This is a genomic window from Bacillus sp. FSL K6-1145 (assembly GCF_038003425.1).
Lineage (GTDB): Bacteria > Bacillota > Bacilli > Bacillales > Bacillaceae > Bacillus > Bacillus pumilus.
Genome location: NZ_JBBOPC010000001.1, coordinates 1,281,186 through 1,296,651, shown reverse-complemented (window position 1 = coordinate 1,296,651; position 15,466 = coordinate 1,281,186). Strand labels below are relative to the sequence as shown.

At 39.8% G+C, this 15,466-nt stretch carries 15 protein-coding genes and 1 riboswitch; of the genes, 4 read left to right on the top strand and 11 right to left on the bottom strand.

The features are described 5' to 3' along the window. Position 1: 1 nt before the first annotated feature. The gene (locus MHH41_RS06415; RefSeq protein WP_212045802.1) at positions 2–2,197 is read right to left on the bottom strand and encodes a PAS domain-containing sensor histidine kinase; all 2,196 of its coding nucleotides are present in this window, start codon (positions 2,195–2,197) and stop codon (positions 2–4) included. A 293-nt stretch (positions 2,198–2,490) separates the two neighbouring features. Here MHH41_RS06415 and MHH41_RS06410 point away from each other — a divergent pair, with 293 nt between their 5' ends. Continuing rightward, entirely contained in the window at positions 2,491–3,510 is a 1,020-nt protein-coding gene (locus MHH41_RS06410) for an acyltransferase family protein (RefSeq protein WP_003212122.1), read from the top strand. A 27-nt stretch (positions 3,511–3,537) separates the two neighbouring features. On the opposite strand, the gene MHH41_RS06405 is transcribed toward MHH41_RS06410, so the two are convergent. The 5 genes from MHH41_RS06405 to htpX all read right to left on the bottom strand — a co-directional run bounded on the left by MHH41_RS06405 (position 3,538) and on the right by htpX (position 6,889). Continuing rightward, positions 3,538–3,720 (bottom strand): hypothetical protein, encoded by a 183-nt coding sequence (locus tag MHH41_RS06405; protein WP_003211111.1) that lies wholly within the window; start codon positions 3,718–3,720, stop codon positions 3,538–3,540. Then, positions 3,713–3,877 (bottom strand): hypothetical protein, encoded by a 165-nt coding sequence (locus MHH41_RS06400; protein WP_199852772.1) that lies wholly within the window; start codon positions 3,875–3,877, stop codon positions 3,713–3,715. Before MHH41_RS06400 ends, MHH41_RS06405 begins: the two co-directional genes overlap by 8 nt. Before the next feature lie 6 nt (positions 3,878–3,883). Next, the gene (locus MHH41_RS06395; RefSeq protein ID WP_003211987.1) at positions 3,884–4,402 is read right to left on the bottom strand and encodes a DUF421 domain-containing protein; all 519 of its coding nucleotides are present in this window, start codon (positions 4,400–4,402) and stop codon (positions 3,884–3,886) included. Positions 4,403–4,499: 97 nt separating this feature from the next. Then, positions 4,500–5,846: a TrkH family potassium uptake protein gene (locus MHH41_RS06390; RefSeq protein WP_080984786.1), complete on the bottom strand. Its 1,347-nt coding sequence runs from the start codon at positions 5,844–5,846 to the stop codon at positions 4,500–4,502. Positions 5,847–5,989: 143 nt separating this feature from the next. After that, positions 5,990–6,889, bottom strand: a complete 900-nt coding sequence (gene htpX / locus MHH41_RS06385; protein WP_003212518.1) for a protease HtpX — start codon at positions 6,887–6,889, stop codon at positions 5,990–5,992. Positions 6,890–7,167: 278 nt separating this feature from the next. On the opposite strand from htpX, the gene MHH41_RS06380 reads away from it, so the two are divergent. Beyond that, on the top strand, positions 7,168–7,881 hold the full coding sequence (locus tag MHH41_RS06380; protein WP_335365036.1) for a DUF1836 domain-containing protein: 714 nt from the start codon (positions 7,168–7,170) through the stop codon (positions 7,879–7,881). Between the two features lie 129 nt (positions 7,882–8,010). Continuing rightward, a complete protein-coding gene (locus tag MHH41_RS06375) occupies positions 8,011–8,205 on the top strand; it encodes an alpha/beta-type small acid-soluble spore protein (RefSeq protein ID WP_003211343.1) in 195 nt (64 codons plus the stop codon). A gap of 39 nt (positions 8,206–8,244) precedes the next feature. On the opposite strand, the gene MHH41_RS06370 is transcribed toward MHH41_RS06375, so the two are convergent. The 4 genes from MHH41_RS06370 to MHH41_RS06355 form a co-directional block, all read right to left on the bottom strand. Next, positions 8,245–9,429 (bottom strand): anti-sigma factor domain-containing protein, encoded by a 1,185-nt coding sequence (locus MHH41_RS06370; protein WP_106029820.1) that lies wholly within the window; start codon positions 9,427–9,429, stop codon positions 8,245–8,247. Further along, positions 9,426–10,181, bottom strand: a complete 756-nt coding sequence (gene sigI / locus MHH41_RS06365) for an RNA polymerase sigma factor SigI (protein ID WP_034662939.1) — start codon at positions 10,179–10,181, stop codon at positions 9,426–9,428. Before sigI ends, MHH41_RS06370 begins: the two co-directional genes overlap by 4 nt. 215 nt (positions 10,182–10,396) lie before the next feature. Continuing rightward, positions 10,397–11,188, bottom strand: a complete 792-nt coding sequence (locus MHH41_RS06360) for a TerC family protein (protein ID WP_050945179.1) — start codon at positions 11,186–11,188, stop codon at positions 10,397–10,399. A 30-nt stretch (positions 11,189–11,218) separates the two neighbouring features. Next, positions 11,219–11,390: riboswitch (yybP-ykoY riboswitch) on the bottom strand. Between the two features lie 79 nt (positions 11,391–11,469). Beyond that, positions 11,470–12,084 (bottom strand): DedA family protein, encoded by a 615-nt coding sequence (locus MHH41_RS06355; protein WP_050945180.1) that lies wholly within the window; start codon positions 12,082–12,084, stop codon positions 11,470–11,472. Between the two features lie 245 nt (positions 12,085–12,329). Here MHH41_RS06355 and MHH41_RS06350 point away from each other — a divergent pair, with 245 nt between their 5' ends. Then, a complete protein-coding gene (locus MHH41_RS06350) occupies positions 12,330–14,753 on the top strand; it encodes a bifunctional diguanylate cyclase/phosphodiesterase (protein ID WP_340865943.1) in 2,424 nt (807 codons plus the stop codon). Between the two features lie 30 nt (positions 14,754–14,783). Here MHH41_RS06350 and MHH41_RS06345 read toward each other — a convergent pair whose 3' ends face one another. After that, entirely contained in the window at positions 14,784–15,248 is a 465-nt protein-coding gene (locus tag MHH41_RS06345; protein ID WP_088004396.1) for a MarR family winged helix-turn-helix transcriptional regulator, read from the bottom strand. Positions 15,249–15,466 lie beyond the last annotated feature (218 nt).

Here is a 15,466-nt window from a genome sequence, read left to right as displayed (position 1 = left end):
GTTAATGCTCTCCTTCTTGTTTCTTCTGCCTCAGTGGCAGCGTGAGATGAAAGACGGTTCCTATCCCTTCCTCACTTTCTACCTCAATCGTTCCTTGATGCTCTTCAATAATTTTATAACTAACCATTAAGCCAAGTCCAGTTCCTCTTTCTTTTGTCGTATAAAATGGTTCCCCTAGACGCCTCAGCTTGTCCTCTGCCATTCCGCAGCCTTCATCCCGCAGTGAAATGACAATATGCTCTTCGCCCTTCCGCTGAATGCTCACATAGACATTTCCTTTTCTCGGCATGACTTCAATTGCATTTTTTAAAATGTTAATAAAGACTTGTTTTAATTGGTTTTGTTCACAATAAATGAGCGGAATCTCATCAATCACATTGAGATGCATTTGAACGTTGCCAAGATTCGCCTGTGCGTGCAACAGATCCATCGTGTCTTTCACAATTTGCACCACATTTTTTTCTTCAAATACGATGGCTTGCGGCTTTGCTAAAATCAAAAATTCGGTGATGATCGATTCAATTCTTTTCAGCTCTGAAGTGATGACATTGAAATAGAGCGAATACTCCCCTTCTATATTTCCTTTTAGCAGCTGAATGAAGCCTTTTAATGCTGTCATCGGGTTTCTAATTTCATGCGCAATTCCAGCGGCAAGCTCTCCGACCACATGAAGGGTATCTGATTTTCTCACCCGTTCTTCTAATTCCTTCCGCTCTGTCACATCTCTAAAGATCGCCAAATTCATATTATGAATGATGTTGCGTTTAAAAGAGAATTCCAATATCCGCTGATCTGGGTGGTTCAGCACAAATGGCACTTCATTGTCCATTTCATCTAATGACATCGCCTGGGCAGGCTGTGCCAAATGTTCAATTTGATAAGGCGCAAGGATGTGGAAAAGGTTCATTTCCGTTAAATGATCACTTTTCAATCCTAGTAGCTCGCTTGCGGATGGATTGACTTCGATAATGCGGTATTGGTTATCAAACAGAACAATGCCGTCCATTGATCCATTAAATACTTTACGAAATTTGAGCTCACTTTCGCGCAGCTCCTCCTCCATCCTTTTTCGATCACTCACATTACGTAAAATGGTTAAGTGCTGTCCTTCTAATACCGCATGCTTTGATGTAAACTCGAGCTCTTTAAACTGACCATTTGCCATTCTGAACAAAAGCTCTTCCCTTATTTCATGATTCCGAATATATCGTCTTCTAGTCGGTCTATATCTCTGATCAGATTTCACGAGAAAGTCTGTGAGTTTCTTGCCAATCAGTGAATGCATAGGCAATTCAAAAATGCGGCAGGCTGATTCATTGGCTCTCACAATCTCTCCATCATCCGCCCATATGATGATCGCATCCATTGCATTTTCAAAAATTTCTCTAAAGCGTTCCTCACTTTTTAACAGCTTTTCTTCCATTAACCTTTTTTCTGTAATATCCCGCATGATGGACATATAAAAACCGCTCATCACATTTGATGTAATGGTGAGCTCGAATAATTTGTACTGGCCAGATTGTAGAGTAACAGGAAGCTCTCCTTTTGCTTTCCCTGTTTCTTTAAGTGACGTTAAAAGGTGCTGTAAGGATGGAAGATTTTCTTCGTCGACAAATTCATGTAAATAGCGATCGGTTAAATCAGTCTTTTGCAGCTCAAAGCTCTGACAAAAAGAATGATTCGCATCAATCATGCAGCCATCCTGATCAAAAATGACCATCCCGTCAATGGCTCGGTCAAACAAATCTTTGAACAACTGCTCATTCATGGAGCGTTCTCGTTCTAATATTTTCTTTGAGGAAATATCTCGCATGACGACAATATATTGCTGATTCATGGTGTCGTGCTCTGCGACAAATTCAATGTATTTTGTTTCACCATTTTCCAGCTGAATGGAGATTTCTCTTTTTAACGTACCTTTTCGAAAAAATAGATCGAGTGAGCATTCAATTTTATCTTTCGGGATGCCGTAAAGGAAATCTAGAACGGATTTATTGAGGAGGTCTTCTTTCGGTGTCTGTACAAGCCTGCATGTTGCTTCATTGGCTTGGATGATGTTGAGGTGCTGATCAAATATAAAAATGGCATCTAACGTCTTATTTAACAGCATTTTTTGCTGCATCAACTCTGTTCGCAAATATTCGTTCTCTTTTTCTAATTTTCTGATATCTTCTGCGCCATCGAGCGTTTCAGTCATTCTCTTACACTCCTTTTCCAGCCTCATTCCTCTACAATATTTCTACAATATTTTCATTGTTCCTTCATTCGACTCATAAAAAAAGATAACTTTTTACACGAAGACTGTCTCATTTATTTCATTTGGATGACAGGATCGAACCTCGATTCTCTTTTCTTACGCTTCTTTTACAGCCGTTCTACAATTTCACATCAAATAGCGAAATGAGCCAAAATGTATTTTAAAATGGGGCAAATACGGGAACAGTGCACTTAGAACATTTATGTTTAAAATCGAGCAGGAAAGGTGATGTTATGGCATCTTCACGAGATAGTTATTTTGATAATGCGAAATTTCTTCTGATTTTTCTAGTTGTTTTTGGTCATTTGTTACGATCATTCATTCATGATAATGATTGGATGCTTTATTTATACAAGTTTATTTATACTTTTCATATGCCTGCCTTTATTTTGGTTTCCGGCTTCTTTGCAAAAGGGTTTAGAAAGCCAGGTTTTATGAAAAAAGTTGCTATTAAGCTGATCATCCCATATTTCATTTTTCAGGTGATCTATTCCGTTTACTATTATCTCTTGCAGGATCAAAGCATGGCCAATTTAAATCCAATTGATCCGCAATGGTCTTTATGGTTTTTAATTAGTTTATTCTTTTGGAATTTGCTGCTCATTCCTTTTTCTAAACTGCCATTTCACTGGGCGATGATCGTCAGTTTGTCGATTGCGTTACTTGTCGGTTACGTGGACAGTATTAGCAATACACTGAGCTTATCGCGTACGTTTGTCTTTTTGCCAATGTTTTTAGCAGGCTTCTATTTAAAAAAGCAGCATTTTGAATTCATCCGTACAAGTAAAGGAAAGCTGTCAGCACTTCTTGTATTAATGGCTGTATTCTTGTTTTGCTATTTCTATGAATTTGATTATTCCTTCTTATTTGGATCACAGTCATATGCTTCTCTAGGTGATGAGGGAGTGATTGCGGCAATGAAACGAATGGCATGGTATCTGCTTGCATTCGGCGCTACATTCAGCTTCTTTGCTTTAGTGCCAACACGCCGTTTCTTCTTTACAAAATGGGGCACAAGAACGTTATATGTGTATTTATTACATGGCTTTGTAATTAAGCTGCTTAGAACGACTTGGTTTGATGACTGGGCCTTGAATGCAGCAAGTGTGGTCATGTTATTGCTGCTGACCATTCTGTTAACCTTTACCCTGTCTAGCACCTTTGTTAAAACCGTTGCACAGCCAGTGATTGAGCTCAAAATGACCAATCTCATGCGTACAATCACCGGCAGGCAGGGCAGTTATAGCAAATAAAAAACGATCCCGCGCGGATCGTTTTTTCTATTTTTCATTCATGTGTCCATTGTGACATTCAGCATCTTTCTTAGGCTTTACAAGCGTATCAATCCATTTGCTGCTGTTGATATCTCCAAGCTCACTACCAAATTCCTCTTCTAAGATATCTGGGTCCATTGGCTTTTTATGGTCTTTCATGTCCTTGCTTTTTACATGCTTCTTAGTCACGAGATCCTCCCCCTTGTTTCCCTTTATGAGAATTTCGGTTTGCTTGACGATCTCTTGAATGTTCATCAAATTGGGTTTGTCCTTGATCATGTGCCATGCTTTCTGTCGGTGTCATATTATTTGTCAGTGCTTCATTTTTCGCTGCTTTTCTTTTCATCTGAAATCAGTCCTTTTTTGACATATTTAGTTCTTCTCTTAATTGGTCTAGAAGTTCCTTCATTTGTTTGACCGTCACCGGCTTTTCCTCTGGCTTTAACTCATAGCCGATTTGTCCATTGGCTTCTAGGGTGGCTTTTTTGAGACTGCTGATGTCTGTAATGCCTTGCTGCTTTAAGCGCATTTTGAATTCATCCCTTGTGAGCCGCGTTTTCTTAAGTTTGTGATCAAGCATTTCTCCATCCTGCAAAATGACCACAGATTTCCCTGAAACCAATTTTTCAAAGAAATCAGATTGGATAGACAATTTTTCCATGATGACGAGTGCAATGATAAATGTAGCGGCGGCATAAATCGTTTCAAGTAAATTGTGCTCAATAAAGGGTTGGATAATAATCGATCCGATTGAAATCATGATCACTGTTTGTTGAACAGTTAATTGACTAATGGATTTAGGCCCTGCTATTCTCAGCAGCAAGGTACCAACTAGCAGCATGACAATTGCTTTCCATATTACATCCAGCACGTCTCGTTCACCTCTTACCTATAGATTGCGAACATCCCATGTGATTTAGCCAGTTAGATAATGGAAATAAAAAAACAGCATTCGCTCGGAATGCTGTTTAGCCGATGATGACGCGCTCTTTCGGATAATGATAATTCGCTTCGCTTTCTCTTCGGCCAATTAAATATAAGAAGCTTGGAATGCCGATCCGTCCAATAAACATGACGACCATAATGATACATTTACCGAACACCGTAAGGTCCGAGGTGATTCCTAGCGATAGCCCTGTTGTTCCGAATGCAGAGCAAACTTCAAATAAATTTTCTAGAAGTGTATTATGCTCGGATAAGGATAACAGGAACGTAGCGCCAAACACCAAAATAAAGGCCATCATCGTCACCATCAAGGATTTGTTAATATCCGCTTGATGAAGCTCTCTTTTGAAAATTTTAATGGACTTATTTCCCCTAGCAAAATGAAACAGTGCGAGTAAATTCAGGGCAAACGTAGTTGTTCGAATTCCGCCTCCCACAGAGCTTGGGGAAGCCCCGATAAACATAAGCATACATAGAAATAAAAGGGTCGGTTCTGTCAAATGGGTAATATCTAATGTTGTCAAACCCCCACTTCTTGTTGCGGTCGATTGGAAAAAAGAATAAAACAAGATTTCGTGCCAGCTTTTCCCTAGGAAGCTGAACCCGGCTTCAAGTGCATATATGCCAATCGCTCCAACAACGACAAGACCGCCAAACGTAATCGTTGTGATTTTTGTAAACAATGAGAACGATGCGTGCTTTCGGTCCTGATTAAATAAATAATCCTTTACTTCGACGAGCACAGGAAAGCCAATCGCACCAAAGATGATCAGCAGCATCGTAATAAATTGGACAAAATAATCATCTTTGTAAGGGATGAGCGAGTTCCCTGTAATATCGAAGCCCCCATTGGTGGTCGCACTAATACTTGAGAAGAAGCCATGCAAGAATGCTCCTTGAACATCGTAATATTTGAGAAAATACATGCTTAAAATCAGACCGCCTAAAAACTCAATGAGCAAAATTAAATATAAGACCTGCTTCATTAATTTCACAATACCTGATAAATTGCTCTGGTTTTGATCTGCCATGATGAGCTTTCTTTCTTTAATCCCAATCCTTTTTCGCATGACAATCCACACAAAGGTACCGAGCGTCATAATGCCGATACCTCCGATTTGCAGGACAAACGCAAGGATCCACATACCTGCCACACTAAATGTTTGCGAGGTATCAACGACAGTGAGTCCTGTGACACTTACCGCACTCACCGCCGTAAATAGAGCATCAATAAATGTCCATTTCACTCCCTCTTGATGAGCTACTGGGAGGCTGAGAAGAATAAGTGATACGGTTACAGCAAGAAAATAATAGAGGGCAATCAGCTGAAATGCTGACAGCCGGTCAATTAGCTTTTTGATAGGATTCATTGTCATTCCTTCTTTTATCTATCTTTTCGAATACTTTATCATTTTAATGAAAAGAGACATGATTTTAAAGATATTTTATGCTTTATTTTCTTTTTCATCAAAAAGAAAAAGACATCCTGTTGCAGAATGTCTTTTCGTCTTTCTTATTTTGCTTCTAGTCTTCTGATTCTTTCGTTTAAATCAGGGTGTGTTGAGAAAAGAGAAGCTTTTCGTTTACCACTGATTTTAAGCGTAGCAACTGCTGTTTGATCATCATCTTTGATTCTTGACGTATACGCCTCAAGTGAGCGAAGTGCATGAACCATTTTATCTTTACCGGCAAGGTCAGCTCCGCCTCGGTCTGCATGGAATTCACGGTGTCTAGAATATGCAAACACGACAAGGCTTCCTAGGACAGAGAAAATGATTTGGAAAACAATCACTGCAATAAAATGAACAATCGGAACAAGCTCTTCACGCGAAACAAAGCGGCTTGCGATCCATGCCGCAATTCTTGAGAGGAAGACAACGAACGTGTTGACGATCCCTTGAAGCAGCGTCATTGTCACCATATCACCGTTCGCAACGTGAGCAACTTCATGAGCGATTACACCTTCAACTGCTGCATCATCCATTTCATGAAGCAATCCAGTTGAAACGGCAACAAGTGATCTTCTCTTAGAAGGACCTGTCGCAAAAGCATTTACTTCAGATGATTGATAAATACCAACCTCAGGCATTTTAGAAAGGCCTGCTGCTCTTGATAATCTGTGCACGCGGTCAACAAGCTGCTGCTCATCATATGTTAATGAATCCTTTTCAGGGTTTAACACACGCACACCCATCATCATTTTTGCCATCCAGCGAGACATCGCAAGTGACATGAACGAGCCAACAAAACCAACAACTGCACTGAATACTAGCAGTGCCACCAAATTAATTCCACCGTCTGCTCCTATATAAGAACCAACACCAGTTGCTGCACTAATAACCGACAGTACAATACCAATCGTAGTGATAACAAGAATGTTCGTTAATATAAACAGAAATATTCTTTTACCCATACATAACCTCCGCTGTCATATTAAGTTCATTTGAACTTATTAATAAAATTATAAAAATAAACGTCTCAAATTGCAAGGAAAAAGGAATCATTCCTTCTGTTTATCATAACGGCTTAAGCCCCGTCACTTCAATATTTACGACTTTGCCACAGCTGAAAAGTGAACAAATTGTGACGCCGCGTTCTGTATTTTAGTTTATTTTGCATTTTCATCAAAAAGAGATTATGATGTTGAATTAGATCAATAATCACGTTTTTGACGTACAAATGAGGTGGAACATGGTGACTTTTAAATTAACGAGAATTGACATGACGAGACTTCTATATTCTCTAAAAGGAGAGGGAGATCTGACTCCGCTTCAGCTTTTGAATCTATCTGTAAAGGGCGATAAGGATCATGAATATGATGATTTAAAGATCCCTTCGTTTTTTGAGAAGCTCGAACGGCGGAAGCAAAAATCAGAGCACGGTCTTTCTACAAATGAAATTGTTGAGCTTGGCAACTTGTGTGAGCTAACGTCTCTTAAATCGACGGCGATTCAAAATTGGATCAAGCGTGATATTAAAGATATGATTGGTCATCCAGAGCTTGGCAAGAAGTACTCCATTGATCAGGTCGTTATTTTATTAATTGTCAGGGATTTAAAATCAGTTTTTGACTTTGATGCCATTCGCATGATCTTATCTGCCTTATTTAACACGATCACAGATCGAACAGATGATGTTATTAGTCCAATCCGTTTTTATGAAGCATATGCGCACGTCCTAGATTTTATTTATCACCATACACATTTTCCGTTAAAGGAAACAAATTTACGAGAAATGACTGAGGAGCAGACCGACATGCTCCATGAAGAGTTTACAGAATTAACGAAGAATCAATGGAATTTGATTAAAGGCATTATCAGTTCTACCGTCTTCTCTGTGTTCACTTCCCACTTGCAAAGTACAGCGCAAGAAATGATGTTTAATACGCTACAGGCAGCTAAATAAGGATAAAAGAAAACCGAGGTGATGAGGTCACCACGGTTTTTTTGTGCAGCAATTGCCAGCATAATTGTACGCCGTTTTCTTCAAAATAAGAAGGCGCAACAAACATGAGGTGAAAGGAGGAATATGGACATGGCAAATCGAAATCAGCTTCTTGTTCCTGGAGTAGAACAAGCATTAGATCAATTTAAATACGAGATCGCTCAAGAATTTGGCGTGACTCTCGGTTCAGATACAGTCGCACGTGCAAATGGTTCTGTTGGCGGTGAAATTACAAAACGACTCGTTCAACAGGCTCAATCACAAATGGGCAATCAATCTAAATAAAAACATGGTGAAATACGCCGGAGCTATTCTGGCGTTTTTTTATTGTTCATATGTGTGCTCAAACCGGTTTTCACGATACGGGGACGGTGCACCTTTTCCCTGCTTCTTCATATGGTCTTTTTTTCGTTCAGCGGACGGCTGTTTCTGATCCCTGTCGTTTTTTTTTGCGTGCTTTTCAGCACCACCACGTGATGTGCCGTTTGGATTCCTTTTATCATCAGGTTCCGTTGAGTGATTTTTTTTTTGTTCTTTATCGATAGAACGTTCCTTTTCTTCCTTTATTTGATTGTCTTTGCTTTTATCATCAGGTTTTGTTTGGTGTGGCTTTTGAATAGATCCTTGCTCTTCCCTCTCTTGATCCTTCTGCTCTTTGTCTTCAGCTTCAGGAGCCTCTTGATCTGGCTTCATCTCTTCGCTATCGTCTGTCTTGACGTCTTCTTGTTTGTCTTTGTCTGCTTGATCTTCATCATCTTTTTTAGGCTCTTCTTCTTTGACAGCATCACTCTCTGCTGCGTCTTCATCCTTTTGAATGCCTTCTTGTTCTTTGTCTTGGATTTCTTGATTTCTGATATATGTGCCTGTTGAAATGCCTGCCTTTTGAGCTTTTTCTCTTGTTTCCAGGTCACTTTCTACAGTTTCTAGCTTGTAATCGCGCTTTTGATATTCACCAGAGATGGTGTTAATTTTACTTTTGACGTTGGTTTTATATGTATGGTCCTGCTTGTTTTCATAAACCGTAGAAATATAAATGCTCTTAGAGTGGTTCACATAACCTTTTTTATCACAGTCATCTATGATTTCCTGCACAACTTTGGTCATGTCGTTTTTTTCTAAATCCTTCATACTGGCCAGTACTTGTTTCGCATCTTTATTCAGTGGTGTGACACCGATCACTTGATAATTGTGATCAAGCTTCAGTTCAAAGCTTGGATTAATGTCAATCGTCATATATGCATATGCTTTTTGACTTGAGAAAGATGGCATCATAGTAAAAATCACGACAATAATCGCTGCGATTGATAGGATTCCTGCATTTAATGGCCGTAAACGAAGCAAGTCAAAAAAACCGGCTTTTTTTCTTTCGAGACGTGATTCATTCGGAAATGTCACTTCTTGACCGATTTCATAATCTTGCTGTTCATATTTTGTCCGCAGAAATTGTCCATCAGGGGTCAGCAGCGTGACATATTTTTTGTTTTTCTCTACTATAATGCCTCTTCTCATGAATTAAGCACCCCTTTAAGGTAATCTTTCAAATACACATAATCACCCGTCATAATGATCGCCATCGCAATGATATATTTTCTATTTCTCTCAATCGTTTTGCGGCTGACTTCCACTAGCTTTTCAAGCTGTTTGACTGGCAATTGTTTTTTCTGAAATAAAATGGTTCTGAGCTCATCGTGTTCAACGAGTGTGTGAGCTACTTTAATGGCATTTTGCCTTGCATCTGCATGCTTTGGTGAATGTTCAAGCAGCTCTTGAAACGTGAGACCGTATACTTTCAATCGTTCTTTAAAATGTTCAATTTCTTCTCTTCTGTGTTCTTGTTCAATTAAACGTCTATATTCGTTTGTAGACAGCTCTGCTTCAATCATGCTTTGAGAGTACTCGCCATTTTCACTTTCTTGCAGGTCCATTTGAACCGTTGGCGCATTTCTCGCTTCTTTTCGAATATAGTCGATCACTTTTCTTTTAATAATTAATTCTGCGAAAGCAAGGAGTGAGTTTCCTTTTTCAGCAGAGTATTTTTCTATCGCTTCATTAAAGGCAATTAAGCCTATGCTGAATTCATCATCTTTTTCATCTATATATCGTTTACAAACGGATGAAACCGTCTTAGCGACAAATGGTTTGTATTGCTCTATTAATGCATTTTGCAGCTCGATATCACCTTGTTGAATACTGATAGCCGACTGCTCTAATGTTTGCTTTTTCTTTCCTTTTTTAAACAAAAGGCTAAGCAATGGTTTCACCTCAGTTCTCCCTATATTACTCATTTATGATAGCTAATTTATGAGGGAAGCGCAAAGGAAGAAATGAGGAATTCATTTCCTGTTACCCAATTATGACATGTATATCATCATCTACTTTACAATGTTTCGTCTAAAAGCAAAGAAATAAGGGGGTATCTCCCCCTTATTTGTAATATACGTGTTATGAAAATGAAATGATATTTCTTTCAAAAAACCTACTCTTCTAGGCGTACCTCTTGTTTTTCCTTGTTTTGTTGCCCGCCTTTTCTTGATGGACTTGATAAAAACCAGCCAAATGCTGCAATTGCGAGAAGCACTGTCCAGAAAATCACTTTCCATAATGTTGAATGAATAAAATGAGAGGACACGATACCAATGGCTGGATGTGACAGTGTGTAAAGCGTGAGCTTCACACCAACCCACCCGACAATGACAAAGGCTGCTGTTTCTAGGCTCGGTCTTGTTTTGAGCAGTTTCACAAAGACAGTCGCTGCAAATCTCATGATGATCAGACCGATGATACCACCTAAAAGAATGACAATAAATTGACCGCCATCAAGTCCACCGATTTGCGGAAGACTTGTTTTCGGCAAAGTTACGGCTAATGCGACCGCCGCTAAGATGGAATCGACAGCAAAAGCGATATCAGCAAGCTCGACTTTTACGACTGTTGCCCAGAAGCCGCTTTGCTTCATGTTTGTGTCTGATTCCTTTTTCTTAAATACGTGCGATTTTAAAATATGGTGAATGGAAATATAAAGAAGATAAATTGCACCAATGGCTTGAACTTGCCACACATCCACTAAAAACGAAATAAGAAACAGGGAACCAAATCGCATGACAAACGCACCCGCAAGTCCGTAAAACAATGCCTTTTTCCTTTGCTTTTCTGGAAGGTGTTTCACCATCACAGCCATGACCAGCGCATTATCAGCGGCTAAAATTCCTTCTAATCCAATCAGTACGAGAAGAACCCACCCGTACTCTAAAATAATTGCTGCATCCATCATCATTCCTCCTTGTTTTATCTATTGTCCCACAACAGACAAAGGCTTATGAATGCAAAAAAGACCTTTGCCTGTAATGGCAAAGGTCTTGCTAGACATGTGATATGTAGAATCATGCCAACAAAGCCGATGGAACTTAAGTCCATGTAATGACGACTTTGTTTCCGGTAAAAACCGGACGCTACTCCCCTTTGGTGGGATTTAAGAATATTTAGATTACTTATAGTTTAATCAATAGACACTGTATTGTCAACAGGGGACTTTCACCTCGGGTCCAGTGATTAGGCAGTTGGTGTTTCTGCTTTTCTTTTTCTACGTTTCAGCCATATATACATCGCGAAAAGCAGCACAATCCCGATCCCAATCGGCAGAAGGTATGGATCTAACATTGCGCCAACCTCTTTCCAGTTCTCCCCGAGCACAAATCCAAGATACACATATACAAATGTAATAGGCGTAATCGCTAAAAACGTGTACAGGCAAAAGACCCACACATTCATCTTGGCAATACCGCACGGGATGGAAATAAGCGTTCTGACTCCTGGAATAAACCGGCCGCTAAATGCGACAAATCCACCATGCTTTTCAAAGAAGGCATCCGATTTATCAAGCGACTCCGGTTTAACAAAAAAGTACTTCCCATATTTATTTAAAAAGGGTCTACCGCCATAACGTCCTAACCAGTACAAGGTCAAAGGGCCAGCCACGCCGCCAATAGAGCCGGCTGCCACAACACCAATGAAGGCCATGTCCCCTTCTGAGACCCAGTAACCCGCAAGAGGCAGAACCACTTCAGCAGGAACAAATTCAATACATAATGCAAGGAAGATGCCAAAGTACGACAAGTTCTTAAAGGCATCAGCTAAAGAAATAATAAAATCTTCGATGTTTATCAATCCCTTTCACACATAATCGTTTAACTGATTCTATCTCTTTTAGAATCGCACATATATTAAACGAAAAAAACCGAAGAAACGATTCACTTTTCGTCGTTTTTTTACATTAAATTTGATTTTACTATAAAAGACAGGTGAAAAAAAAGTTGATTGTGGTATTTAAGTGAAGGAAAAGTGAACACAGAAGCCATTCGATCCGATATATTAGGTATACGTCTGTTTTAAGATACTGGAGGTTTTCTTACATGACCCATTTAACAGGAAGTTACAATGGATGGCTTGTCTTTCTGTCAATCGCAGTCGCCACTGTCGCCTCCTACTCAGCTCTTCATTTAGCCAGCCGAGTGGCACAGTCAAGCGGTGCAAAGAAAAAGGTATGGCTGATCGTTGGTGCCTTGATCATGGGAATGGGGATATGGTCGATGCATTTTATCAGCATGATGGCATTTCACGTGCGTGCTGGCATCACCTATGAAACACCCTTGCTCATTTTATCGATTTTGGCATCTTTTGTCGGGTCCTTGATCGCATTCACAATATGCATTCAAGAGCAGCTCTCCACAAGGCGGCTGCTCATTAGTTCAATCACCATGGGCTCAGCTATTTGCAGCATGCATTATCTTGGAATGGAATCAATGGCCAATGTCTCAATCAGCTATGATCCAGTCCTCTTTTTTCTTTCGTTTTTCATTGCTGTGATAGCGTCTTTCTTTTCGCTTCATCTCTTTTTTCGGCTCCATCGATCCGGGAAAAAGCAGGAGGATCATCTGTTAAAAATAGCTGGTGCACTCGTGATGGGCGGGGCTGTTTCTGGGATGCATTATACCGGTATGGCTGCTTCTACTATGTTTTTTCATTCAGACGGACAGTCCTATAGGGGTGGTTCTCTTGAACTATCACCATTCAGTCTGTCGATTTTCATCGGCTTAATGACACTGATTGTCCAAACACTGATGATTTTTGGTGCCTATATAGATCACCGAATCATGAAGCAGGCAGATAAGCTAAAGGAAAATGAACAGCGGTTCCAATCGCTCATCAAACATAATATCGATGGCATTATCGTGTTATCTGTCAATCGAAAGGTGCTTTCTGCGAACGACTCAGGTAAACAAATTCTAAAAATGTGCAATTCTTGGATTGGTGATGATGTCAGCCAATACGTCATGCCGACTGACATGTGGGAAGAATTTATTTACGAGTCAAAAAAAGCCATCACACGTGAAGCAGAACTAAAAGCAGCAGATCGCTTTTATTATTATCATGTCACTTACATACCTGTTCATGTCAACAATACGCTTGACAGTATTTATCTTGTCTTAAAAGATTTAACGCAGCAGCGGATTGCAGAAAAAGAAATTCATGTCATGGCACATTATGATGCGTTAACCGAGCTTCCTAATCGGCGCCACGCCATCAACCATCTAAGTGATGTTCTCTCCGCTCAAAAAGAGACAGGAACATCGACGGCTGTTCTGTTTCTTGATTTGAATCGTTTTAAAATTATCAATGATGCACTTGGTCATAACATAGGGGACTTACTTCTTAAAGCAGCTGCAAACAGACTGACGCAATGTTTACCAGACAACGGCTTTATAGCCAGACTAGGCGGGGATGAATTTTTAATGATCTTCCCTGACATGGGGCATGACACACAGAAAATTGAACAGCTTTCTCAAAATATCATTCGGCAATTTGAGCGTCCTTTTTTCATCCAGAATCATCAGCTCATTACTTCTATCAGCATTGGAATCGCTATCTCACCTCAAAATGGCAAAGATGGGATGGAGTTAATGAGGAAAGCCGATATGGCGATGTATTTATCCAAAAAACATAAGCAAAGCCGTTATGAGTTTTTCACCGAATCAATGGAAAGATCAAGTGAAGATAGGTTGAACCGAGAGCTTGAGTTACGGGATGCCATTCAAAGAGAACAGTTTGTGCTTCATTACCAGCCGCAAGTGAGTGCGAAAACAAGACAGATGACTGGTGTAGAAGCTCTTCTAAGAATGAAAGCACCAGATGGTTCGTTAAAATCACCCGAGGTTTTTATTGAGCTGGCAGAGGAATCAGGACTGATCATTGATATTGGCAGATGGGTGATTGATACCGCATGCAGGCAGGCTAAAACGTGGTATGACAACGGGCTGAAAATTCCCGTGGCTGTCAATTTATCTGCAAAACAATTCAATTCTGAAGACTTAATTGATTTGATTAAGCTGACACTGAAAAAATACGATATGACACCGTCACTGCTCGAGCTTGAAGTCACAGAAAGTATGACAATGGACAATATCAAGCAATCAAAGCAGGTACTGACCTCACTGAAACATCTGGGCGTTCGCATTAGTATTGATGACTTTGGTACAGGGCATAGCTCCTTAAGCTATTTAAAGGATTTGCCCATTCATCGCCTAAAAATCGACAAATCCTTCATCGAAGATATTTTAAATGATTCAAAATCTGAACAGATTACAGGTGCCATTATCGCGATGGGACATCAACTATCTCTCGAGGTCATAGCAGAAGGTGTTGAAACCTTTGCGCAGGCGCAGCTTTTATCTGCGCAAGGATGTGACGACTTGCAAGGCTTTTATTATGCGAAGCCCCTTCCAGCAAACGATATCGAAAAATTCATTGCCTATCCAGCGCATCAGCTGGACACATAAAAAAGGTGCCAATCATGGCACCTTTTCGTTCTATCTAAATAATAAATGTTGACTGTGAATACCTGCTTTTTTCAATAGACTAATCAATTGTTCTTGTTCTTCTCGCGAGAGGCCTGAGAAGGCACGCGCAATCCGGAGAGAATGAATCGGGTAAATTTTATCAAGATAACTGCGCCCTTTATCTGTTAAATGGGCATAAACCGACCTTTTATCCTTTGGGTCCTGCTCTCTTTCAATGAAACCATTTCGTTCTAATTTGTCAATTACGTACGTCACATTCCCGCTGACAAGCAGGAGTCTTGAGCCGATTTGCTGAAGTTTTTGAGCACCTCTTGTATACAGCAATTCAAGAACCGCAAATTCAGTTGGATTAAATCCATGCTCTTTGCTGTCTCTAATGCTGTGTTCTGAAACGCTTTTAAATGCTCTTGCAAATACCTTGTAAAGTGTCATTGAACGTTCTACTTCTTCTTCATTAAACGATAGTCTCATCACATATCTACCTCTTATAATATTTTTTTAACTTCAAGGCTTTCTTGCGGTGCAGTTGGAGCCTTTCGTAAAAAATAGAAGTACGTTTTTGAAAACCCTTTCAACCACATAAGTGACTCCATTCGTGTTATGTATAAGATTTCGATATAAACTTTTAAAATCCTTCTTATTTTTCACAACCATCTCGAAAAAAAGGTTTTTTAGCAAACCATCAAGATCCG